This is a genomic window from Amycolatopsis sp. NBRC 101858 (assembly GCF_030269325.1).
Classification (GTDB): domain Bacteria; phylum Actinomycetota; class Actinomycetes; order Mycobacteriales; family Pseudonocardiaceae; genus Amycolatopsis; species Amycolatopsis ponsaeliensis.
In genome coordinates, this window is record NZ_BSTD01000001.1 from 1585889 (window position 1) to 1606322 (window position 20434).

The following is a 20434-nucleotide window of genomic DNA, read 5'->3' on the forward strand; positions in this document are numbered from 1 at the left end:
ACCGGAATTATTCCCCTCGGCAATGGGCAATTCGTCTGAAGATCACATCGAAGAAAGGCGGCTGTTGCGCGCTTGCACGAGCACCGTCCCGGGCCCCGCGAAGTCGACCGCGAGCCCTTCGCCCGTGCGCAGTGACTGGGGCCCGCCGGGATCGAGCGCTCGCAGCCGGCACTGGACGGTGTCGGGGTAGGCCAGCAGGTAGTCCGGCCGCACGGTGACCAGCTCGCCCTTGCCGAGCTCGAACGCGTCGACCGGGCCGGGCGCGGCCAGCACGAGCGGCCCGGCCCCGCTGTAGTGCTCGAGGAACCCGGAGTCGGCGCCGAAGAGCTGCTGCAGCGGCACCCAGTTCGGGTCGTGCCGGACCGACGACGGCCGCACCAGCACGGCCTCGCGGTGCACCGACCAGCCGGTGCCGCCGCCGAGTTCGAGCGGGTAGACGTCCCCGGGGCGCAGCGGCGCGAAGTCGATCCAGCCGCCGTCCGACGGCGCGGTGTAGACGGCCACCGTGGACTTGCCCGCGCGGACGCCGCCGCGGCCCGCCGGTGCCTCGGTGACGCCGAAGCGGCTGGCGAGCAGCGTCTCGGGCGTGGCCTGCACGGACTCGCCCGGGTCGAGCAGGACGCGGGCGACGCCGAACCCGGGGGTGTGCCGGGTCTGGACGCGCATCAGCGGGAGGGGACGTGCGAGACGATCCAGCTGACCAGCGCGGACGGGTTGCGCGTCTGCGTCATGATCTGGCCGGGACCGACGAAGTCGAACACGAGGCCTTCGCCGCTCTTCATGGACTGGATGATGCCCGTCGCGACCTTCCGGATCTGGTACTGCACGGTGTCGGCGTACGCGACGACGTGCCCGGTGTCGACGGTGACCATCTCCCCCTGCTGCAGCGTGATGGTCTCGACCGCGCCGTAGCAGGCGACGAGCAGCTGGCCCTGGCCGGTGGCGTGCGTCAGGAACCCGCCTTCGCCGCCCATCAGGTTCTTCATCCCGCCCCACTTGGTCTCGGTCTGCACGCCGTGCGACGACGCGAGCCAGCAGCCGCGGGTGACGGCCCAGCCGGTCCGGCCGTCGAGCTGGATCACCTGGATGTCGCCGGGCAGGTTGGCCGCGACGTCGACCCAGCCGCCGTTCTGCGGTGCGGTGAAGGTGGAGATGAAGAAGGACTCGCCGGAGAGGAACGCGCGGCCGAGGCCCTTCATGATCCCGCCCTGGGACTGCGACTGGACCTGCACGCCGTAGCTGGTGGCCATCATCGCGCCGGACTCGACCTGGCACGGCTCACCCGGCGCCAGCATCAGCCGGGCGACGGCGAACGAGGGCTGTTGACGGACTCCGACCTGCATGCGTGCTCCCCTGTGGCGTGCTCTCGAACGACGAGAGTCTTGCATGCCCTGCACGGGGGTGGAGGATGGTCCGGTGATCTCCGTCGACGACTACCGCGACCGGGTTGCCGCGCTCCTGGGCACCTCCCCCGCGACCGCCCTGCCCCTCGCCGCCGCGGCCGGCCTCGTCCTGGCCGAGGACGTGCGGGCCGGCGTTTCCCTCCCGCCCTTCGACAACTCGGCGATGGACGGCTACGCGGTCCGCGCCGCCGACGTCGCCGAAGTCCCGGTGACCCTCCCGGTGGCCGACGACATCCCGGCGGGCCGCGTCGACGTCGGGACGCTGAAGCCGGGCACCGCGCACCGGATCATGACCGGCGCCCCGCTGCCACCCGGCGCGGACGCCGTCGTGATGGTCGAAGACACCGACGGCGGCACCGAGACCGTGACGATCTCCGCCGGGGCCAAGGAAGGCGCGCACATCCGGCACTCCGGCGAGGACGTCCTCGAAGGCACCACCGCCCTGCACGCCGGGACGGTGCTGGGCCACTCGCAGCTGGGCCTGGCGGCCGCGGTCGGGCTCGCCGAGGTGCTGGTGCACCGGCCGCTGCGGGTGCTGATCGCCTCGACCGGCACCGAGCTGATCGACGCGCCGGCGCCGCTGCGGCACGGCCAGATCTACGAGTCCAACAGCGTGATGCTCGCCGCGGCGGTCCGCGAGCTCGGCTGCGAGGTCGAGGTGGTCCGCAGCGTCGTCGACGACGTCGAGGAGTTCCGCAAGGTCATCGAGCCGAAGCTGGCCGACGCCGACCTGCTGGTCACTTCCGGCGGGGTCAGCGCGGGCGCGTACGAAGTGGTGAAGGACGCGCTGACCGGCCAGGGCGTCGAGTTCGCGAAGATCGCGATGCAGCCGGGCGGGCCGCAGGGCTGCGGGCGCTGGCAAGGCGTGCCGGTGGTGACCCTGCCCGGCAACCCCGTCAGCGTGCTCGTGTCGTTCGAGGCGTTCCTGCGCCCGGCGCTGCTGACGGCGATGGGCCACACCGACGTCGCGCGCCGGCGGGTGCGGGCCCGGCTGACCGAGGCGATGTCCTCGCCGGGCGGACGCCGTCAGTACCGCCGGGGCGTGTTCACGCCGTCCGACCGGGAGGTCACCGGGGTCGTCGGGCCGCGCGGCGGGCCCGGCTCGCACCTGCTGGCCGCGTTCACGCAGGCCAACTGCCTGATCGTGCTGCCCGAGGACGTCACATCGGCAGCGGAAGGCCAGGAAGTGGACGTCCTGCTCCTCTGACCGGGAAGTCGCGCAGCTTCCGGTACGGCGCGAGCAGCGGGAGCGCCGCGATCAGCAGCACCGCGGCGACCCAGAGCGTCGCGCGGACGCCGATCGCCTCGCCCAGCGCGCCGGAAAGCACCCCGGCGAGCGGGATCGTGCCGTAGGCGACGAGGGAGGCGCTCGAGGTGATCCGGCCGAACAGCTCGGGCGGGCAGTAGCGCTGCCGGAACGTCGCGGTCAGCACGTTCGAAGCGACGACACCCGCGCAGACGCCGAAGTCCGCGAGCACGAACAGCACCAGGCCGGCGCCCGGACCGGCGAGCGGGCCGAGCAGCATCATCGGCGCGGCGAAGACCTCGCAGAGCAGGAACGCCCGCGCGGCGCCGAAGCGCGCGCCGAGCCGTCCGGCCAGCGCCGCCCCCAGCACCCCGCCCGCCGCGGCCAGCGCCAGGACCAGGCCGACGAGGCCGGGCCCGGCGCCGAGCGTGCGGGACAGGAAGACGATCTGGATGGACGTGTACCCGGTCAGCGCGAGGTTCGAGGCGGCGGCGAAGGCCATCATCGACCGCAGGTACCGGTCACCGGCGACGAACCGCAGCCCTTCGGCGATCTGGCTGCGCAGCGGCGTGCGCTCGGCCGGGACGACGGTCTCGCGCACCCGGATCGCCCGGACGCACAGCACGGAGATCCCGAAGCTGACCGCGTCCGCGAGGATCCCGCTGACCGGGCCGAACGCCTGCGCCAGCAGCCCGGCCAGGCCCGGCCCCGCGACCTGCGTCGCGGACTCGCTGCCCTGGATCTTCGCGTTGGCGCCCAGGAGTTCGTCCTGGCCCACCAGGGCCGGGAGGTACGCGCGGTAGGCGAGGCTGAAGAAGACCTTGGCGGTGCCGCCGAGCAGGGCCGCGCCCAGCAGGTACGGCATCGTCAACGCGCCGAAGGCCGCCGCGACCGGGACACTGGCGAACACCGCCATCGAGACCGTGTTGCAGACCAGCATCACCGGCCGCTTCGGCAGCCGGTCGACCCACGCGCCGGCGGGCAGCCCGACCAGCAGCCACGGCAGCCACGCGACGGCGGTCAGCACGCCGACCTGGAACGTGCTCGCCTGCAGGGTGAGCACCGCGACCAGCGGCAACGCCGTGCTCGCGACCATGCTGCCGAGCATGCTCGTGGTCTCGCCGGTCCAGAGCAGCCGGAAGTCCCTGTTCCCCCAGAGCCCCTTCACGGCTTGCCCAACGATACCCGCGCGGCGAAGAAGACCGGACGGCGCTCGACGCCGTCACCCGGTTCGGTGCGGTTCTCGAACTCGGTGAGCAGCAGGAGGATCCGCTCGTTCAGCTCTTCGAGCTCGGCGACCGAGAGCCGCATCCAGGTGTCGGTGCTGAACGCCGAGCCGCGCCACGGCTCGGGGTAGGTCTCGCGGTTCGCGATCCAGTCGCGGGCGATCGCCATCTGGTGGTCGAGGGTGAGGATCTCGGCCGCTTCGGCGACCGGGTCGTCCGGGAAGTCCGCGGCCGCCCACCGGAGGGTCTTCGCGGACCGCTTCCACCAGCGTTCCCGCTGGTCACGGGCCAGTTCGGGGGCCTCCTCGACGAGCTTGGCCGCGGCCAGCACCTTCATGTGGTGGCTGATGTTGCCGACCGCCTGATCGGTCTTGCCCGCCAGCATCGACGCCGTGGCCGGGCCGTCCAGGTGGAGCAGTTCCATCAGCCGCCGCCGCAGCGGGTGCGACACCGCCGCCAGCACCTTCGAATCCCGGATGTCCCGGACGTCATCGCTCATGACACACAAGAGTAGTTGCACAAGAACTCTTGTGCAATGGCTCTTGTGGAACCGCTCGCGTAAGCTCGCGCCATGGGTTTCGTGGCTTGGGTGATCTTCGGCGCGATCGTCGGCTGGGCGGCGAACCTCGTCGTCGGCGGCCGGGACCGGCACCGGCAGGGCTGCCTGGTCAGCGTGCTCGTCGGCGTGGTCGGCGCGGCGCTCGGCGGGCTGGTCTACCGGCTCGCGACCGGCCAGTCGAAGACGTTCGACTTCGACTTCCCGAGCTTCGGCGTGGCCGTCCTCGGCGCCGTCGTGCTGCTGGCGATCCTGCGGCTCGTGAACGGTCTCGGCCGTCGACCGAGTGACCGTTCGTAACTTTTGCCGGACGAATCGTGATCGATGCCGCTCCGGCGGCTAAAATGCTTCCTCACGCGCATCGCCCGGTGGCCGGGTGCCTGCGCCGTCGGGGGGCGCAGGCACCCGGCCGCGTTTCTTCGCCTCGATGACCACGTCGACGGCGTACTCCGGGTCCACCAGGCGCGGCACCGGTACGTCTTCGATCTCCCGGCACCACGCGCCCAGAAGCTCGTCGAGGCGGGCTTCGGCAGGATCGCGGTGCTCGGTCATCGTCCCCCCACAAGTCTCGCGGCAGCGCCCCGAACGGCGTCGACTACTCAGTGTTGTCGCCGAATTCGACTTTGCGTTACCGGGATGTGGCCGCTCCCACCCGCTGCGGGGACACCCTCGCGAGGGAGCCGATCAGGGGCGCACGCCGACCCTCACCTGGGGCAGCGGTAGCGTGGTGCCGCCCGTACGCGGCCGCCGGCACCCCGGCGCCGACCCGTTCTTCCGACACGAAACCAGGGGACCCGACCATGAGCGGCACCCGGCCGGAGCCCGCCGGCAACCCCGTGGCCCACGCCCTCCAGCTCGCGCGCGAAACGCTGCCGCCGATGCACCCCGCCGGTCGCCCGTTCGTGGCCGGTGGCGCCGTCGCGACGCTGCTCGCGCGCCGGTTCTCCAAGCGCCTCGGCGTCCTGGGCGCGCTGACGACCGTGGCGATGGCCGCGTTCTTCCGCGAGCCGAAGCGGGTCCCGCCGCCGCGTGACGGCGTCGCGCTCGCCTCAGCCGACGGTCTCGTGTCGCTGATCGAGGAAGCCGTCCCGCCCGCCGAGCTCGGCGGGCCCGCCGAGCCGCGGATGCGCGTGTCGGTGTTCCTCTCGGTGTTCGACGTGCACGTCCAGCGCGTGCCGGCGAACGGCGTGATCGAGCGCGTCGCCTACCGCCCCGGCAAGTTCCTCTCCGCCGACCTGGACAAGGCCAGCGACGACAACGAACGCAACTCCGTGCTGATGCGCACCGAAGACGGCCACGAGCTCGTCGTCGTGCAGATCGCCGGGCTGGTCGCGCGCCGCATCCTCTGCGAGATCCGCGAGGGCGACAAGGTCGGCGCCGCTTCGACGTACGGCATCATCCGCTTCGGCTCGCGGGTCGACCTCTACCTCCCGCCGGGCTCGCGCGTGCTGGTCGCCAAGGGCCAGCGCACGGTCGGCGGCGAGACCGTGATCGCCGAACTCCCTGCCGCGCCTGCGAAAGGCTGATCGATGGTCCGCGTGACCACCCCCGGCGTCCGGCTGCTGCCGAACGCCATCACCGTCCTCGCGCTGTGCGCGGGCCTGTCGGCCGTGCAGTTCGCGCTGACCAAGAACTACGCGATGGCGATCGCCTCGATCGGCATCGCGGCGGTGCTCGACAGCCTGGACGGCCGGATCGCCCGCCTGCTCGACGCGACGTCGAAGATGGGCGCGGAGCTGGACTCGCTGTCCGACGGCATCTCGTTCGGCGTGGCGCCGGCGCTGGTCATCTACGTGTGGCAGACCGGCGCGGACCGGATCGGCTGGGTGGCGTCGCTGATCTTCGCCGTCTGCATGATCCTGCGGCTGGCCCGGTTCAACACGCTGCTGGACGACACCGAGCAGCCGCCGTACGCGAGCGAGTTCTTCGTCGGCGTCCCGGCGCCCGCGGGTGGGCTGCTGGCGATGCTGCCGCTGGTGGCGGAGCTGCAGTGGGGCCACGGCTGGTGGTCTTCGCAGTACGTCGTGTGGGCGTGGACGGTCGCCATCGCGGCGCTGCTGATCAGCCGCATCCCGACGCTGTCGCTGAAGACGGTCAAGGCGCCGGCCAAGGCGATCGCGCCGCTGCTGCTCGGCGTCGCCCTGCTGGCCGCGGCGATCATCCAGTTCCCGCTGGTCGCGCTGATCGCGGCGATGATCCTGTACCTGGCGCACATCCCGTACTCGGTCTACCGGCACCGCTGGCTGGCCGCGCACCCGGAGGCCTGGACGGTCCCGCCGCGCGAGCGCCGCGCGATCCGCCGGGCCCGCTCCCCGCGCCGCCTGGGCCTGCGTCCCCCGCTGCGCCGCCGGGTCGCGGGCGCGGCGATGCGCGCGGTCCGCCTCCCCCGCACCGGCGAGACCGTGCGCACCCCCCGAGGCAGCGAAAACGGCCAAGGCCCGCGCCGCCGCTCGTGGCGCCAGATCGGCCTCCGCCGCAAGTAAGCCGTGTCGACCCTCCAATCACGCGTGTCGACCTCCTAATCACACGAGCCGACCCTCCAGTCACGCGAGCCGACCCTCCAGTCACGCGAGCCGACCCTCTAGGTACGTGAGACGACCGTCCCGGTACGTGATTCGCCCGTGATGGAGGAGTCGACACGCGTGATCAGAGGGTCGACACGCGTGATTGAAGGGACGACACGGGTTCTCGGCTCCTGGGAAGGCGCCGGATCGCTAGGGTGAACGGCGTGAGCCACCCGCAGATCACGCTGACCGTCCGGCACACGCCGTCCGCGCTGGACACCCGCCGCGGCGTCGTCCGGCTGCACCCCGAGGTCCTCGACGCGCTCGGCCTGCGGGCCTGGGACGCCGTGCACCTCACCGGTGCCCGGGTCAGCGCCGCCCTCGCCGCGCCCACCGACGAGGCCGACGTGCCCGGCGTCGTCCTCACCGACGACGTCACCATGTCGAACCTCGGCGTCACCGAAGGCGCCGAGATCGTGGTCGCCCCCGCCGACGTCGCCGCGGCCAAGACGGTCACCGTCGCCGGGTCGCGGCTGGCCAGCGTCTCGGTCAGCCCGCACATGCTGCGGCTCGCGCTGATCGGCAAGGTCCTGACCGTCGGCGACGCCGTTTCCCTGCTGCCGCAGGACCTCGCGCCGACGCCGGGGTCCGACCCGGCCGGCCTGCGCGGCCAGCTGTCGCGAGCGATCGGCGCGACCTGGACGAACGAGCTGCTCACCGTCACCGCGACCGAGCCGGCCGGCACCGTCGCGGTCGGACCGTCCACAGTGGTCGTCTGGCGCGACGGCGCGCGGCCGGCGCCCGAGCCCGCCGCACCCCGGACGGCGACCGCGCTCGTCCGCACCTCCGCCGTCACCGCGGCCGAGGAGTGGATCGACGCGGAGATCGTCGAGGACGAGGTGGTGATCGAGGAGGTCATCGAGGCGGCTGTGCCGCTGGCCGACCTCATCGGCGCCGAAGCGACCGCGCGCAAGCTCGCCGAGTGGTTCGACCTGGCGTTCCACCGGCCCGAGCTGCTGGCCCGGCTGGGTGCGCCCGCCCACCTCGGCGTCCTGCTGTCCGGCCCGGAGGGCGTCGGCAAGGCGACGCTCGTCAACTCCGTCGCGAACGAAGCCGACATCCGCGTGGTGCCGGTGGCCGCGCCGAACCTCGCGGTGCTGGACCCGAACGTCGCGGTCGCGCGCCTGCGCGAGGCGATCCGCGCGGCCGAAGGGCCCACGGTGCTGCTGCTCACCGACGTCGACGCGCTGCTGCCCGCGGCCACGCCGCCGCCGGTCGCCACGGTCGTTTTGGAAGAGCTCCGAACGGCGCTGCGGCGCGAGCGCTTCGCCGTTGTCGCGACGACCGCCCGCGCGGAGGCCGCCGACCCGCGGCTGCGCGCCGCCGACCTGCTCGACCGCGAGCTCGGCCTGGCGCTGCCGGACGCGAAGACGCGCCGCGAGCTGCTGAACGTCCTCCTCCGCGACGTCCCGCTCGACACGGGCATCGACTGCGGTGTCCTCGCGGAGAAGACGCCGGGGTTCGTCGCCGCGGACCTGATCGCGCTGCGGCGGGACGCGGCCCTGCGCGCGGCCCTGCGCCAGCGCGAAGCCGACGAACCGCGAATCTCGCAGCAGGACCTCCTCGACGCGCTGGCCACCGTCCGCCCGGTGTCGATGTCCACTTCGGACAACCTGGCCACCGGCGGGCTGACCCTGGACGACGTCGGCAACATGGTCGACGTCAAGCAGTCGCTCACCGAGGCGGTGCTGTGGCCGCTGCGGTACCCGGACTCGTTCGCCCGGCTCGGCGTCGAACCGCCGCGCGGCGTGCTGCTGTACGGCCCGCCCGGTGGCGGCAAGACGTTCCTGGTGCGCGCGCTGGCCGGCACCGGCGCGCTGAACGTCTTCGCGGTCAAGGGCGCCGAGCTGATGGACAAGTGGGTCGGCGAGTCCGAACGCGCGGTGCGCGAGCTGTTCCGCCGGGCCGCCGAGGCCGCGCCGTCGCTGATCTTCCTCGACGAGATCGACGCGCTGGCCCCGCGCCGCGGCCAGTCGTCGGACTCCGGCGTCGCCGATCGCGTGGTCGCGGCGCTGCTGACCGAGCTCGACGGCGTCGAGCCGATGCGCGAGGTCGTCGTCCTGGGCGCGACGAACCGGCCGGAGCTGGTCGACCCGGCGCTGCTGCGGCCGGGCCGGCTGGAGCGCCGCGTGTACGTGCCGCCGCCGGACGCCGAGGCCCGCGCGGCGATCCTCGCGGCCAGCTCGAAGAACACGCCGCTGGCCTCCGATGTGGACCTCGCGCAGGTCGCGTCCACTCTGGACGGTTACTCGGCCGCCGACTGCGCGGCGCTCATCCGCGAGGCGGCGCTGACGGCGATGCGCGAGTCCCTGGAAGCCCGCGAAGTCACGGCGGCGCACCTGGACGCGGCGCGCAAGACGGTCCGGCCGAGCCTCGACCCGGCCCAGCTCGCGGCCCTGGAGGCCTACGCGAAGACTCAGGCCGGGGACTGAAAAAGGGGCGTCACCCCGGCGGGTGGCGCCCCTTTCACGGCAAGATCGTCAGCTGCCCTTGTGGCCTGACTCGTACTCTTTCGTCACGATCACTATCACGCCGGGGGTCGCGCTCTCTATCCCCGGGAAACGGGGCTCGGCCTTGATCCCGAACTCCTGCGCGAGCTGCTTCGCCGCGGCTTCCTCGTCGGTGCCCGGGCGGTAGAACGCCGTCGTCGTCGGGATGACGCCCTGGGAGTAGTTGCTGACCTCGTTGACGTTCCAGCCGCTGCCGCGGAAGTCTTCCGCCGCGCGGTCCGCCAGGCCCTTGATCGTCGAGTTGTTGAAGACCCGGACGGTCACCCACTTGTTGGACGTCTGCTGGTCACCGGGCTGGCCGGGCTGACCCGGCGTCGGCTGCCCTGGCGCCGGTGACGTCGTCGAAGGCGGGGTGGGCGACGACGGCGAAGTCGTGGTCTTCGGCGGCGTCGACGTCGTGCCCGAGGGCGGCTGCGACCCGGTGGAGGTCCCGGGCGAGCTCGGCGTACCGCTCGGCCCGGCTTCGTTCGATCCGTCGCCGCTCAACGCGGACACGCCGCCGATGACCGCGGCGATGATGGCCACCCCGATCAGGACGACGCCCGCGGCCTTCATCGGCCGGGACATTCCCGAAAACACGCTCATTTCAGCTCGATCCCCAGTCGCCGGGCGCCTCGCTTGCGCTGGCGGGCGGCACGCGTCTTCTGCAGCCGCCGCACCAGCATCGGGTCGGCTTCGACCGCCTCCGGCTTCTCCAGCAGCTTGTTGAGCAGCTGGTAGTAGCGCGTCGCGGACAAGTCGAAGCGTTCGCGGATGGCGTTCTCCTTCGCCCCGGCGTGCCGCCACCACTGGCGCTCGAACGCGAGGATCTCGACCTCGCGTTCGGTCAGGCCGGGCACGGGCTTCGGCGGCGACGGCTGCGGCTCAGCCATCGACTCCGCGGCGTCCATCCGAGTCCCTCTCAATCGGGCGTATGGCGAATCAGACCTAGCTCTTCCGCGGGCGCCATTCAACCACGGAAGCGCACGCCGACGTGGGCATCCGCGTCGGCGCGTCACGGTCTGATGCAGGTCTACCAGAAGGGTCCGACTAAACTGCGTGGTCGTGAGCATCCATCCCATCGTGATCGCCGGCGAACCCGTGCTGCACCAGCCGACTCGGGAGATCACCGAGTTCGACGAGAAGCTGCGCACCCTCACCGACGACATGTTCGAGACGATGTACGCCGCCGAGGGCGTCGGCCTCGCGGCCAACCAGATCGGCCTCGACCTGCGGGTGTTCGTGTACGACTGCCCGGACGACGAAGGCGTGCGGCACAAGGGCCTAGTCGTGAACCCGAAGCTCGAGACGTCGGAGATCCCGGAGACCATGCCGGACCCGGACGACGACTGGGAGGGCTGCCTGTCGGCGCCCGGCGAGTCGTACCCGACGGGCCGCGCGAAGTGGGCGAAGGTGACCGGCTTCGACCTCGACGGCAACCCGATCGAGGTCGAGGGCACCGGCTACTTCGCGCGCTGCCTGCAGCACGAGACCGACCACCTCGACGGCTTCATCTACCTCGACCGCCTGGTCGGCCGCCACGCGCGCGCGGCGAAGAAGATGCTGAAGTCCAACAAGTGGGGCGTGCCCGGCCTGTCGTGGCTGCCGCCGAAGACCCCCGAGGACGACGGCGCCGTCATCTGATCACCACGAAGGGCCCCTCGAAGCCGAGGGGCCCTTCGTCGTTTCGGAGATCAGCAGCCGAGGAAGTGGCAGCGGACCACCTGCGGCGTCTCCAGCGTCGAGCCCGCCTTGACGTCCCAGGCGAGCCGCACGTACTGGGCGTGCGTCCAGGCCAGCGGGGTCGCCGAGGTGTTCGGCGTGCCCGCCGGGAAGCCGGTCTGGCCCGACGGCGAGTTCTCGTCCCACACCTGCTCCGGCATGGTCTCCGCCGAGCTGCCCACCCGGCCGAGGTCACGCAGCCGGCGCGCGGCCGACGACGGGTCGCCGAGCGTCAGCTCGTACTCGCCGCGCTCACCGGCGAGCAGCGGCCACAGCCGCCCGAACGTCGTGCGGCTCTCCGCCGGGAACGTGTAGTCCCACGGCGAACCGTCGGCCTGCTCGCCGTAGCCGTCCTTCGTGTACCGGTGCCAGAACTGCCCGTTCGGCGTCGTGAACGCGATGGCCTTGTCGGTGACGCGCACACTGTTCTTGATCACCGGGTCGTCGGCGCGGTAGATGCCGAGGCGCACCAGGTCGAGGAAGCCCGCGTCGGTGACCGCCCGCTGGTCCATCGTGACGCTCGAGTTGCCGAGGTTGTACGTCGTCCCGGCGTTGGCGTTCGCGTCCTTCGTCAGCCGGACGAAGTACGGGTCCTTCGACAGCGGCCCGTTCGTGGTGATCGTCTGCTTGGGCAGGTCGGCCTTGAACTTGTCGGCCGCCGCGAGGTACCTCCGGGCATCGGCGGCCGCGCCGTTGTGCGACGCGATGTCCGCGGCGCAGACGAGCCCGGCGATCACCGAGGCGATGGTCGACGGGGACCAGCCGTCCTGCTCCTCCCAGCGTTCCTGCTGGGTGTACGGCGCCGGCTGCCCGTTCGGGCCCGCGTACCCGATGATGAAGTCGGCGGCCTTCCGGACGCCGGGCCACAGGTCGGTCCGCCCGAGCTGCTGGGCCAGCACGATCGGGAAAGCGGTTTCGTCGAGCTGGATCGACGTCCAGTACGGCACGCCGTCGACGCGGCTGTTCTGCGGCATGTGCCCGTCGGCCTGCTGCTGGGTGCCGAACATGTAGCTGACCGCGCGGTTCGCGGCGGCCTGGTCGCCGCCGGCGGCCAGGCCGGTCGCGATCTGGTAGAGGTCCCGCGGCCAGACCAGGTGGTAGGTGCCGGACGGCGACCACTCCGGGTCGTTGTTGCCGAAGCGCCACGGCATGCTCGGCGACGCGATGAAGGCACCCGGGTGGTGCTTGTCCTCGCTCGCGGCCAGCGTCAGCATCGACGCCTTGTAGAGGTCGCGCTCGGCATCGGTCTTCAGCGACGACGGCGGCTTGCCGACCCCGCGGAGGTACTGCTCCCAGCCACGGTCGTAGGCGCGCGTGATGTCACGGACGCCGCGACGCTGTGACGCCTGCGCGCTGCCGAGCGCGTCGGCGGCCTTCGCACCCATGCCGAGGGCGAGGGTGACGTGCCGGGTGCGGACGCCGTCGGCGCTCGTCTGCCCGGTCAGCACGACGTTGCCCTTCGCGGCGGAGTCGTAGGTGTTCAGCTTGAAGGTCTTGATGAGCTGCGTGTTCCCGTCGGACGAGCCCGCGTAGCCGACGCTGGTCTTCGTGAAGGCGGGCTTCGCGGTCAGGGCGGCGGCGTTGGTGGCGTCCTGCGCGGTGACGGCGTCGCCCTTGCGCGCGGCCGAGTCGTCGGAGCCGTCGTTGGTCAGGTCCGGGTCGGCGACCGCGTAGAGCTGGTACGGGCGCCCGGTGAGCGACTGGAAGTCGACGTCCACCAGCACCGTCGTGGCGGCCGGGTCGGTGACGTAGGTCTTGCGCAGGCGCCAGCGGTGCTGGTCGTCGGTGATGGTCTGCTCGTAGGTCAGGCTGTCGTCGTCGGTCCGCCGGACCTGCTGGGACTTGGCGGTGTAGTCGGCGACGGCGAAGCCGCGGCCGTCGGTGACGACGAAGTTCATCGACCGGACGCTCGGCGTCGACAGGTCCGGGTAGTAGACCTCGGACAGCTGCCCGCCTTGGAGCGTGAACCAGACGTTGCTCGACCGGTCGTGCGCGGTGCCGAAGCCGGTCTTGTTCGCGGGCAGCCAGCTGGGATGGGCGCCCGGAGCGCCGGGAGCCTCTCCCGCGGCCGCCGCGATCCCCGGGATCAGGCCGGTGACCAGCAGCCCGGCGAGGGCGCCGAACATGAGTTTTCGCATATCAACCCCACAGAAAGTCACTTCTGCACCGTTACAGAAGCGCCTGGAAGTGTCTCGCCGATCCTTCACCGGCGCATGGTCCGATCCGGTGAACCACTGACCGTCACTGGTCCGGTGACGCGGCGGTTCTCCAGCAGCGAACGGACTTCCGCGGCCTTCGAGCGCACACTTGTAGTACCTGCAACGGTGTAATCGAGGTGCCTTCATGGATGACGCGATGGACGCCTACTCGCGCGCCGTCAGCACGGTCGCCAAGACCGTCACCCCGCACGTCGCCGGGGTGCAGCTCGCACGCGGCAGTGGCTCGGCGGTCGTCTTCGCCGACGACGGCCACCTGCTCACCAACGCCCACGTGGTCGACGGCCACCGGCGGGGTGTCGCGACCTTCGCCGACGGCAGCGAGGTGCCCTTCGACGTCGTCGGCGCCGATCCGCTGTCCGATCTCGCCGTGCTGCGGGCGCGGGGCGAGACGCCGTCGGCCGCCCGGCTCGGTGACGCCGACGAGCTCGTCGTCGGGCAGCTCGTCGTGGCCATCGGGAGCCCGCTCGGCTTCTCCGGCACCGTCACCGCCGGTGTCGTCAGCGCGCTCGGCCGGGCGCTGCCGGTGCGGCAGGGACGGACCACCCGGGTGATCGAGGACGTCATCCAGACCGACGCCGCCCTCAACCCCGGCAACTCCGGCGGCGCGCTAGCCGACTCCACCGGCCGCGTCGTCGGGATCAACACCGCCGTCGCCGGCGTCGGGCTCGGGCTCGCCGTGCCGATCAACGCGACCACCCGGCGGATCATCGACACGCTCGTCGTCGAAGGCCGGGTGCGGCGGGCGTACCTCGGCGTCGTCGGCGTGCCCGCGCCGCTGCCGGATGACATCGCCGAGCGCACCGGGCAGGCGGCCGGGCTGCGGGTGCGCGAGGTGGTCGCGGACGGGCCCGCCGAGCGCGCCGGGCTGCGGGCCGGCGACCTCGTGCTGACCGTCGGGCGCACCCGCGTCTCGGACGCGCAAGGCATCCAGCGGCAGCTGTTCGCGGAAGTGATCGGCACCGCACTGCCGATCACCGTGCTGCGCAACGGAGCCATGGTCGACGTCTACGCGACACCCGCCGAACTGGTCGGGTGAGGTGACCGGGCTTGAGTATGTCGCCCCGGCGTGGCATGGTCGGTGACACAACACCAACGCGGGAGCTCGCGCCATGGCGGGCTGAGAGGGTGACTTGCGTTTCGCAGGCGTCACCGACCGCATGAACCTGACCGGGTAATGCCGGCGTAGGGAGTGAAAGTCGTTGACCACGCTCGAAAACAATGCTGCCGTGAGGGTGACCACGGGGCCGATCACGGGCTCGCACAAGGTGTACCACCAGACCGAATCCGGGCTTCGGGTTCCGGCGCGCCGGATCGACCTCTCGAACGGCGAACACTTCGACGTCTACGACACTTCGGGCCCGTACACGGATCCCGAAGCCACCATCGATGTCCACAGTGGACTCCACCGGCTGCGCGCCGGCTGGGCCGACGGCCGTGAGCACAACACGCAGCTCGGCTGGGCCAAACAAGGCGTTGTCACCAGGGAAATGGAGTACATCGCGGCCCGCGAGCGCGTCGAACCGGAGTTCGTGCGCGCGGAGGTCGCCAGCGGCCGCGCGGTGATCCCGGTCAACCGGCGGCACCCCGAGTCCGAGCCGATGGTCATCGGCAAGAACTTCCTGGTGAAGATCAACGCCAACATGGGCAACTCGGCCGTCTGGTCGTCGGTCGAAGAAGAGGTCGACAAGATGGTGTGGGCGACCCGCTGGGGCGCCGACACGATCATGGACCTCTCCACCGGCAAGCGGATCCACGAGACGCGCGAGTGGATCATCCGCAACTCGCCGGTCCCCGTTGGGACCGTGCCGATCTACCAGGCGCTGGAAAAGGTCGACGGGGAACCGGAAAAGCTGTCGTGGGAGATCTACCGCGACACCATCATCGAGCAGTGCGAACAGGGTGTCGACTACGTCACCGTGCACGCCGGCGTGCTGCTGCGCTACATCCCGCTGACCGCGCGGCGCGTCACCGGGATCGTCAGCCGCGGCGGGTCGATCATGGCCGCGTGGTGCCTCGCGCACCACCAGGAGTCGTTCCTGTACACGCACTTCGAGGAACTCTGCGAGATCCTGCGGCAGTACGACGTCACGTTCTCCCTGGGCGACGGCCTGCGTCCCGGCTCGATCGCCGACGCCAACGACCGCGCGCAGTTCGCGGAGCTGGAGACCCTCGGCGAGCTGACGCACATCGCGCGGTCGCACGACGTCCAGGTGATGATCGAGGGCCCCGGTCACGTGCCGATGCACAAGATCAAGGAGAACGTGGAGCTGGAGGAAAAGCTCTGCGGCGAAGCGCCGTTCTACACCCTCGGTCCACTTGCGACGGACATCGCACCCGGCTACGACCACATCACGTCGGCCATCGGCGCGGCGCAGATCGGCTGGTACGGCACGGCGATGCTCTGTTACGTCACGCCGAAGGAGCACCTCGGCCTGCCGAACCGCGACGACGTCAAGACCGGCGTGATCACGTACAAGATCGCCGCGCACGCCGCGGACCTCGCCAAGGGGCACCCGTACGCGCAGGAATGGGACGACGAGCTGTCGAAGGCGCGCTTCGAGTTCCGCTGGAACGACCAGTTCAACCTCTCGCTCGACCCGGACACGGCGCGGTCGTTCCACGACGAGACGCTGCCCGCCGAGCCGGCCAAGACGGCGCACTTCTGCTCGATGTGCGGGCCGAAGTTCTGCTCGATGCGGATCACGCAGGACGTCCGCAAGTACGCCGAGGAACACGGTCTGTCCACTGTGGAGGCCATCGAGGCCGGGATGGCTTCGAAGTCGGCGGAGTTCGCCGAGGCCGGCGGCAAGGTCTACCTGCCCGTGGTGCAACCGTGACTCCGCCCACTGCCCTCACCATCGCCGGATCCGACTCCGGCGGTGGTGCGGGCATCCAGGCGGACCTGCGCACGTTCTTCGCGCACGGCGTCCACGGGCTCGTCGCGCTGACGGCGGTGACCGTGCAGAACTCGCTGGGCGTCCAGGGTTTCACGGAGATCCCGGCCGACGTGGTGACCGCGCAGATCAAGGCGGTGGCGTCCGACATGGGCGTGAACGCGGCGAAGACGGGGATGCTGGCCACGGCCGAGATCATCCGCGCGGTGGCCAAGACCCTGGACGAGGTCGAGGCCGGCCCGCTGGTGGTCGACCCGGTGGCGGCGTCGATGACGGGGCACGCGTTGTTGCGGGAGGACGCCCTGGAGGCGATCCGCACGGAGCTGTTCCCCCGCGCGACGCTGATCACGCCGAACCTGGACGAAGTGGGCCTGCTGACGGGCATCTCGGTGTCCGACGCCGCTTCCCAGCGATCGGCGGCCGAGGCCCTGCTGGAGTTCGGCTCCCAGTGGGTACTCGTCAAGGGCGGCCACATGCAGGGCACAGCTGAGTGCGTGGACCTGCTGTCGGACGGCCGCGAGTTCATTTCGCTGAGCGGACCGCGCTACGAGACGGAGAACACCCACGGCGGCGGCGACACGATGGCCTCGGCGATCACGTCGTCCCTGGCGAAGGGCGCATCGGTGCCGGACGCGGTGGCGGCGGGGAAGAAGTTCATCGAGCGGTGCGTCGCGGAGGCTTACCCGCTCGGTGCGGGTGTCGGGCCCGTGTCGCCGTTCTGGGTATTGGACTAGCGGACCGGCTGCAGCTCCCGGCCGTCGTACTCCTCGCGCGATGAGCGGATGCGGGCGAAGTTCGCCTGGGACCACGTGCTCAGCGCCACCAGGTGGGCCCCCACCTCCGCGCCCATCTCCGTCAGCGCGTACTCCACCGTTGGCGGCGTCGTCGGGTACACCGTGCGCGTCAAGAAGCCGTCGCGTTCCAGCTGGCGGAGGTTCTGGGTCAGCATCTTCTGGCTGATGCCGTCGACCGCGCGGCGCAGCTCGCCGAAACGGTGCGGGCCGCGGGCCAGTGCGCCCAGCATCAGGGCCGTCCACTTGTTGGCCAGCAGGTCCAGCACGTCCCGGCAGGGGCAGCTGCGGAGGTAGACGTCCCAGGGTCCGTCCTGGTCACAGGTGGTTTCCATCAGGTACCTACTTCACTCGAAAGTGCCTTCTAGCGAAAAGTGACGAACGCTCCGAGTATAGGAGGAGACCCCCAGGAGCAAGGAGAGCAGAGATGCGCATCGTGACCCAGGAGACCCTCGGCGGGCCGGAGGTGCTCCGCGTCACCGAAGCACCGCGCCCCGAACCCGGGCCGACGGAGGTCCTGGTGCGGGTGCACGCGGCCGGGATCAACCCCGTCGACTGGAAGGTGCGTGCCGGCGGCGGGTTCCTCGGGGAGCCGCCGTTCACCGTCGGCTGGGACGTCGCCGGCGTCGTCGAGGAGGCCGGCTTCGGCGCCACCGGCGTCCGGGAGGGCGACGAAGTCCTCGGCATGCCGTGGTTCCCGCGTCCGGGCAACGCCTACGCGGAGTACGTCACCGCGCCCTCGCGGCACTTCGTGCGCAAGCCGGCCGGGCTGTCGTTCGCCGAGGCCGCCGCGCTGCCGCTGGCCGGGCTCACCGCCTGGCAGGGCCTCGTCGACGTCGCGAACGTCCAAGGAGGACAACGTGTCTTCGTCGACGCCGCCGCGGGCGGGGTCGGCCACCTCGCCGTCCAGATCGCCAAGGCGCGCGGCGCGTACGTGATCGGCACGGCCAGCGCCGGCAAGCACGGCTTCCTGCGCGAACTCGGCGTCGACGAGCCGATCGACTACCACGACGCCACCGCCACGACGTCCGATGTGGACGTCTACTTCGGACTCGTCGGCGAGGAGAGCGACCTGCGCTGGCTCCCCGCGATCAAGGAGGGCGGCCTGCTGATCGGCGTGCCCAGCGGCGTCGCCGACCGGGTTGAAAAGGCCGCTGCCGCAAGGAAAGTCCGCACCGAGCGGATCCTCGTCGAGCCGGACCGCGGCGGGCTGACCGGCCTCGTCGAACTGATCGAGGCCGGTCAGCTGAAGGTCCGCGTCGAGCAGACCTTCCCGCTGGAAGACGCCGCCAAGGCGCACGAGCTGGGTGAGTCGGGCCGGGTGTCCGGCAAGCTCGTGCTGACCGTCTAGCCCCGGGCGAGCACCTGCGGCAGCACCGTCGTGAGCCCGGTCCAGTCCGACGTGATCACCGACGCGTGCTGCTTCGCCAGGTCGGCCACGCGCTGGTTGGCCTGGTCGACCGTCGGGTTGTGCGCGTCGATCGCCGGCGCGACGTTCTGCCCGTCGGTCATCACGACGTAGTAGTGGTTGGCGTCGTACCACCACGGCCCGGTCTGCGTCACCCACGCGTTCGCGTCGCCGTCGAACACGACGAACCACGGCTTGAGGTCGGCGGTGTACTTGTCCCGCGGGTCACCGCCGGCCGCGCCGTGCACGGTCGGGAGGATGTTCGCGTCGCCGAGCTTGCCCGCGTTCTTGAGCCCGACCAGGTACCGCGCGTACTCGACGTCGGTCTTCAGCGTGTCGGTCGGGTTCTGCTCCTCCACCGTGCCCGGGATGATCTCGGTGATCACCCGGCCTCGCAACGCGTCCACGGACGGCCAGTTGTCCGCTTTGGCCGCGTCGTCGAGCGTGGCGTAGCTCCCGAGCAGCTCGGCCGGGCGGAACGCGACGCTGCCGAGGTGCGAGCGGAACGTCGCGTCCAGCTCGTCCGGGCCCATGCCCGTGTTGTCCGAGAAGCCCGTCTTCATCTCCAGCTTGAGCGTGATCGGCGTGTGCCCGGGGTGGGCGGCCAGCCAGATCCGGATGTCGTCGAGGCAGTACTCGAGGTTCTTGTTCTTCCCGCCGGTGTACAGCTGCGCCGCCGAGGTGGCCGCGACGCAGTTGTTGCTGTTCCCCAACGGGTTCGAGTGGCTGACCTTCCACTCGTGGGTGAAGAAGTCCGGCCAGACGTCGAGCTCGATCAGCGACGACCCGGCGTCGAGCGCCCGCGCCAGGTAGTCGTAGGCCGCCGGGTCGTACGTGTTGTGCACGCCGACCGTCGTGACGTGGGAGAGCTTCGGGCTGTCCGCATGGGCCGCGGTCGCCCCGGAGAGCACGAGCGCCGCCGTGAGGACTGCCACCGAGAAGAGCTTCATCCAGGCTCCTTCGAACGTGAGTAACGTTCACAATGTCTCACCGTGGTTGACTGCTCATGAAGGAAAAGCGGCCGATTGGCCTAGACCAGAAGTCGGGAAACCACCATGACGACGAGCCCTCCCACGGCGCTGACCATCGCCGGGTCGGACTCCGGCGGTGCCGCCGGGCTGCAGGCGGACCTGCGCACCTTCCTGACCTGCGGCGTCCACGGCCTGGTCGCGGTCACCGCCGTCACCGTGCAGAACACGCTGGGTGTGCACGACCGCGCCGACCTGCCGCCGCACATCGTGGCCGGGCAGATCGAGGCCGTCGCGGCGGACATGGGCGTCGGGGCGGCCAAGACGGGCATGCTGGCGTCGGCCGAGATCATCCACGCGGTCGCCGCCGCGTGCGACCAGGCCGGGATCGGCCGTGACGAAAAGATCCCGTTCGTCGTCGACCCGGTCGCGGCGTCGATGCACGGCCACCCGCTGTTCGACGACGCCGGCCTGCACGCCCTGCGCGACGAACTGCTCCCCCGCGCGACGGTGCTCACCCCGAACCTGGACGAGGTGCGGCTGCTGACCGGCATGACCGTCAAAGACCGCGAAGGCATGCACACCGCGGCCGTGGTGCTCCAGCGGATGGGCCCCAAGTACGTCCTGGTCAAGAGCGGCCACCTGCAGGCCGACCCGGAGTGCGTGGACCTCCTCTTCGACGGCTCGACGTTCGTGGAGCTGCCCGGGCAGCGGTACGCGACGCCGCACACGCACGGCGCGGGCGACACGATGGCGTCGGCCCTCACCGCGGGCCTCGCCAAGGGGATGTCCGTGGTCGAGGCGGCGCGGTACGGCAAGTGGTTCGTCTCCCACGCGGTCGAGCACGCCTACCCGATGGGCGCCAAGGTCGGCCCGGTGTCGGCCTTCTGGCGGCTGGCACCCGAGGAGCGCTGAGCGACCGCCCGGCTACCATCCCTGCGTTTACTT

General features: G+C 71.2%; 21 protein-coding genes and 1 riboswitch. Of the genes, 11 read left to right on the forward strand and 10 right to left on the reverse strand.

The genetic code is table 11. The features are described from left to right. Positions 1-42 precede the first annotated feature (42 nt). Both QSK39_RS07575 and QSK39_RS07580 read right to left on the reverse strand, forming a co-directional pair. Entirely contained in the window at positions 43-666 is a 624-nt protein-coding gene (locus QSK39_RS07575) for an AIM24 family protein (protein WP_285476902.1), read from the reverse strand. Continuing rightward, a complete protein-coding gene (locus QSK39_RS07580; RefSeq protein WP_285476903.1) occupies positions 666-1343 on the reverse strand; it encodes a TIGR00266 family protein in 678 nt (225 codons plus the stop codon). Before QSK39_RS07580 ends, QSK39_RS07575 begins: the two co-directional genes overlap by 1 nt. Positions 1344-1416: 73 nt before the next feature. On the opposite strand from QSK39_RS07580, the gene moeA reads away from it, so the two are divergent. After that, positions 1417-2610, forward strand: coding sequence for a molybdopterin molybdotransferase MoeA (gene moeA, locus QSK39_RS07585; protein WP_285476904.1), 1194 nt, complete (start codon positions 1417-1419; stop codon positions 2608-2610). On the opposite strand, the gene QSK39_RS07590 is transcribed toward moeA, so the two are convergent. Both QSK39_RS07590 and QSK39_RS07595 read right to left on the reverse strand, forming a co-directional pair. Then, positions 2564-3817 carry an MFS transporter gene (locus QSK39_RS07590; protein ID WP_285476905.1) on the reverse strand — a complete coding sequence of 418 codons (1254 nt, stop codon included), beginning with the start codon at positions 3815-3817 and terminating at the stop codon, positions 2564-2566. The genes moeA and QSK39_RS07590 overlap by 47 nt on opposite strands. Next, positions 3814-4374: an ArsR/SmtB family transcription factor gene (locus QSK39_RS07595; protein ID WP_285476906.1), complete on the reverse strand. Its 561-nt coding sequence runs from the start codon at positions 4372-4374 to the stop codon at positions 3814-3816. The genes QSK39_RS07590 and QSK39_RS07595 overlap by 4 nt, the downstream gene beginning before the upstream one ends. Positions 4375-4446: 72 nt before the next feature. Between QSK39_RS07595 and QSK39_RS07600 the strand changes: the two genes are divergently transcribed. Then, positions 4447-4731, forward strand: coding sequence for a GlsB/YeaQ/YmgE family stress response membrane protein (locus tag QSK39_RS07600; protein WP_285476907.1), 285 nt, complete (start codon positions 4447-4449; stop codon positions 4729-4731). A 39-nt stretch (positions 4732-4770) separates the two neighbouring features. Here the strand turns inward: QSK39_RS07600 and QSK39_RS07605 are convergent, their stop codons facing one another. Next, complete coding sequence (locus QSK39_RS07605) at positions 4771-4983, reverse strand: hypothetical protein (RefSeq protein ID WP_285476908.1); 213 nt, start codon at positions 4981-4983, stop codon at positions 4771-4773. Positions 4984-5231: 248 nt separating this feature from the next. On the opposite strand from QSK39_RS07605, the gene QSK39_RS07610 reads away from it, so the two are divergent. The 3 genes from QSK39_RS07610 to QSK39_RS07620 all read left to right on the forward strand — a co-directional run bounded on the left by QSK39_RS07610 (position 5232) and on the right by QSK39_RS07620 (position 9427). After that, positions 5232-5957, forward strand: coding sequence for a phosphatidylserine decarboxylase (locus QSK39_RS07610; protein WP_285476909.1), 726 nt, complete (start codon positions 5232-5234; stop codon positions 5955-5957). Positions 5958-5960: 3 nt separating this feature from the next. After that, complete coding sequence (pssA, locus tag QSK39_RS07615) at positions 5961-6914, forward strand: CDP-diacylglycerol--serine O-phosphatidyltransferase (RefSeq protein ID WP_285476910.1); 954 nt, start codon at positions 5961-5963, stop codon at positions 6912-6914. Between the two features lie 245 nt (positions 6915-7159). After that, entirely contained in the window at positions 7160-9427 is a 2268-nt protein-coding gene (locus QSK39_RS07620; protein WP_285476911.1) for an AAA family ATPase, read from the forward strand. A 48-nt stretch (positions 9428-9475) separates the two neighbouring features. On the opposite strand, the gene QSK39_RS07625 is transcribed toward QSK39_RS07620, so the two are convergent. Next, positions 9476-10090 (reverse strand): LytR C-terminal domain-containing protein, encoded by a 615-nt coding sequence (locus QSK39_RS07625; RefSeq protein WP_285476912.1) that lies wholly within the window; start codon positions 10088-10090, stop codon positions 9476-9478. Then, the gene (locus tag QSK39_RS07630; RefSeq protein WP_284749601.1) at positions 10087-10395 is read right to left on the reverse strand and encodes a DUF3263 domain-containing protein; all 309 of its coding nucleotides are present in this window, start codon (positions 10393-10395) and stop codon (positions 10087-10089) included. The genes QSK39_RS07625 and QSK39_RS07630 overlap by 4 nt, the downstream gene beginning before the upstream one ends. Before the next feature lie 154 nt (positions 10396-10549). Between QSK39_RS07630 and QSK39_RS07635 the strand changes: the two genes are divergently transcribed. Continuing rightward, the gene (locus QSK39_RS07635; RefSeq protein WP_285476913.1) at positions 10550-11128 is read left to right on the forward strand and encodes a peptide deformylase; all 579 of its coding nucleotides are present in this window, start codon (positions 10550-10552) and stop codon (positions 11126-11128) included. Positions 11129-11178: 50 nt separating this feature from the next. Here the strand turns inward: QSK39_RS07635 and QSK39_RS07640 are convergent, their stop codons facing one another. Further along, complete coding sequence (locus tag QSK39_RS07640) at positions 11179-13344, reverse strand: glycoside hydrolase family 15 protein (protein ID WP_285476914.1); 2166 nt, start codon at positions 13342-13344, stop codon at positions 11179-11181. 205 nt (positions 13345-13549) lie between these two features. On the opposite strand from QSK39_RS07640, the gene QSK39_RS07645 reads away from it, so the two are divergent. The 3 genes from QSK39_RS07645 to thiD (QSK39_RS07655) all read left to right on the forward strand — a co-directional run bounded on the left by QSK39_RS07645 (position 13550) and on the right by thiD (QSK39_RS07655) (position 17053). Next, positions 13550-14461, forward strand: coding sequence for a S1C family serine protease (locus QSK39_RS07645; RefSeq protein ID WP_285476915.1), 912 nt, complete (start codon positions 13550-13552; stop codon positions 14459-14461). 48 nt (positions 14462-14509) lie between these two features. Continuing rightward, positions 14510-14631: riboswitch (TPP riboswitch) on the forward strand. Then, positions 14625-16262 (forward strand): phosphomethylpyrimidine synthase ThiC, encoded by a 1638-nt coding sequence (gene thiC / locus QSK39_RS07650; RefSeq protein ID WP_285476916.1) that lies wholly within the window; start codon positions 14625-14627, stop codon positions 16260-16262. Its footprint overlaps the riboswitch before it by 7 nt. Further along, positions 16259-17053, forward strand: coding sequence for a bifunctional hydroxymethylpyrimidine kinase/phosphomethylpyrimidine kinase (gene thiD, locus QSK39_RS07655; RefSeq protein WP_285476917.1), 795 nt, complete (start codon positions 16259-16261; stop codon positions 17051-17053). The genes thiC and thiD (QSK39_RS07655) overlap by 4 nt, the downstream gene beginning before the upstream one ends. Here thiD (QSK39_RS07655) and QSK39_RS07660 read toward each other — a convergent pair. Next, the gene (locus tag QSK39_RS07660; protein WP_285476918.1) at positions 17050-17445 is read right to left on the reverse strand and encodes a winged helix-turn-helix transcriptional regulator; all 396 of its coding nucleotides are present in this window, start codon (positions 17443-17445) and stop codon (positions 17050-17052) included. The two genes, thiD (QSK39_RS07655) and QSK39_RS07660, sit on opposite strands and share 4 nt — an antisense overlap. A 92-nt stretch (positions 17446-17537) precedes the next feature. Here QSK39_RS07660 and QSK39_RS07665 point away from each other — a divergent pair, with 92 nt between their 5' ends. Then, positions 17538-18461 (forward strand): NADP-dependent oxidoreductase, encoded by a 924-nt coding sequence (locus QSK39_RS07665; RefSeq protein ID WP_285476919.1) that lies wholly within the window; start codon positions 17538-17540, stop codon positions 18459-18461. On the opposite strand, the gene QSK39_RS07670 is transcribed toward QSK39_RS07665, so the two are convergent. Continuing rightward, positions 18458-19468, reverse strand: coding sequence for a phosphatidylinositol-specific phospholipase C domain-containing protein (locus QSK39_RS07670; RefSeq protein WP_285476920.1), 1011 nt, complete (start codon positions 19466-19468; stop codon positions 18458-18460). The genes QSK39_RS07665 and QSK39_RS07670 overlap by 4 nt on opposite strands. Before the next feature lie 105 nt (positions 19469-19573). On the opposite strand from QSK39_RS07670, the gene thiD (QSK39_RS07675) reads away from it, so the two are divergent. Beyond that, positions 19574-20401, forward strand: coding sequence for a bifunctional hydroxymethylpyrimidine kinase/phosphomethylpyrimidine kinase (gene thiD / locus QSK39_RS07675; protein ID WP_285476921.1), 828 nt, complete (start codon positions 19574-19576; stop codon positions 20399-20401). The last annotated feature ends 33 nt before the right edge of the window (positions 20402-20434 follow it).

Excerpts from the sequence above, each read along its gene's own strand:
- QSK39_RS07575 (WP_285476902.1), bottom strand. The coding sequence starts at position 666 with ATGCGCGTCCAGACCCGGCACACCCCCGGGTTCGGCGTCGCCCGCGTC.
- QSK39_RS07580 (WP_285476903.1), bottom strand. The coding sequence starts at position 1,343 with ATGCAGGTCGGAGTCCGTCAACAGCCCTCGTTCGCCGTCGCCCGGCTG.
- QSK39_RS07595 (WP_285476906.1), bottom strand. The coding sequence starts at position 4,374 with ATGAGCGATGACGTCCGGGACATCCGGGATTCGAAGGTGCTGGCGGCG.
- QSK39_RS07600 (WP_285476907.1), top strand. The coding sequence starts at position 4,447 with ATGGGTTTCGTGGCTTGGGTGATCTTCGGCGCGATCGTCGGCTGGGCG.
- QSK39_RS07605 (WP_285476908.1), bottom strand. The coding sequence starts at position 4,983 with ATGACCGAGCACCGCGATCCTGCCGAAGCCCGCCTCGACGAGCTTCTG.
- QSK39_RS07610 (WP_285476909.1), top strand. The coding sequence starts at position 5,232 with ATGAGCGGCACCCGGCCGGAGCCCGCCGGCAACCCCGTGGCCCACGCC.
- pssA (WP_285476910.1), top strand. The coding sequence starts at position 5,961 with ATGGTCCGCGTGACCACCCCCGGCGTCCGGCTGCTGCCGAACGCCATC.
- QSK39_RS07625 (WP_285476912.1), bottom strand. The coding sequence starts at position 10,090 with ATGAGCGTGTTTTCGGGAATGTCCCGGCCGATGAAGGCCGCGGGCGTC.
- QSK39_RS07630 (WP_284749601.1), bottom strand. The coding sequence starts at position 10,395 with ATGGACGCCGCGGAGTCGATGGCTGAGCCGCAGCCGTCGCCGCCGAAG.
- QSK39_RS07640 (WP_285476914.1), bottom strand. The coding sequence starts at position 13,344 with ATGCGAAAACTCATGTTCGGCGCCCTCGCCGGGCTGCTGGTCACCGGC.
- QSK39_RS07645 (WP_285476915.1), top strand. The coding sequence starts at position 13,550 with ATGGATGACGCGATGGACGCCTACTCGCGCGCCGTCAGCACGGTCGCC.
- QSK39_RS07660 (WP_285476918.1), bottom strand. The coding sequence starts at position 17,445 with ATGGAAACCACCTGTGACCAGGACGGACCCTGGGACGTCTACCTCCGC.
- QSK39_RS07665 (WP_285476919.1), top strand. The coding sequence starts at position 17,538 with ATGCGCATCGTGACCCAGGAGACCCTCGGCGGGCCGGAGGTGCTCCGC.
- QSK39_RS07670 (WP_285476920.1), bottom strand. The coding sequence starts at position 19,468 with ATGAAGCTCTTCTCGGTGGCAGTCCTCACGGCGGCGCTCGTGCTCTCC.
- thiD (WP_285476921.1), top strand. The coding sequence starts at position 19,574 with ATGACGACGAGCCCTCCCACGGCGCTGACCATCGCCGGGTCGGACTCC.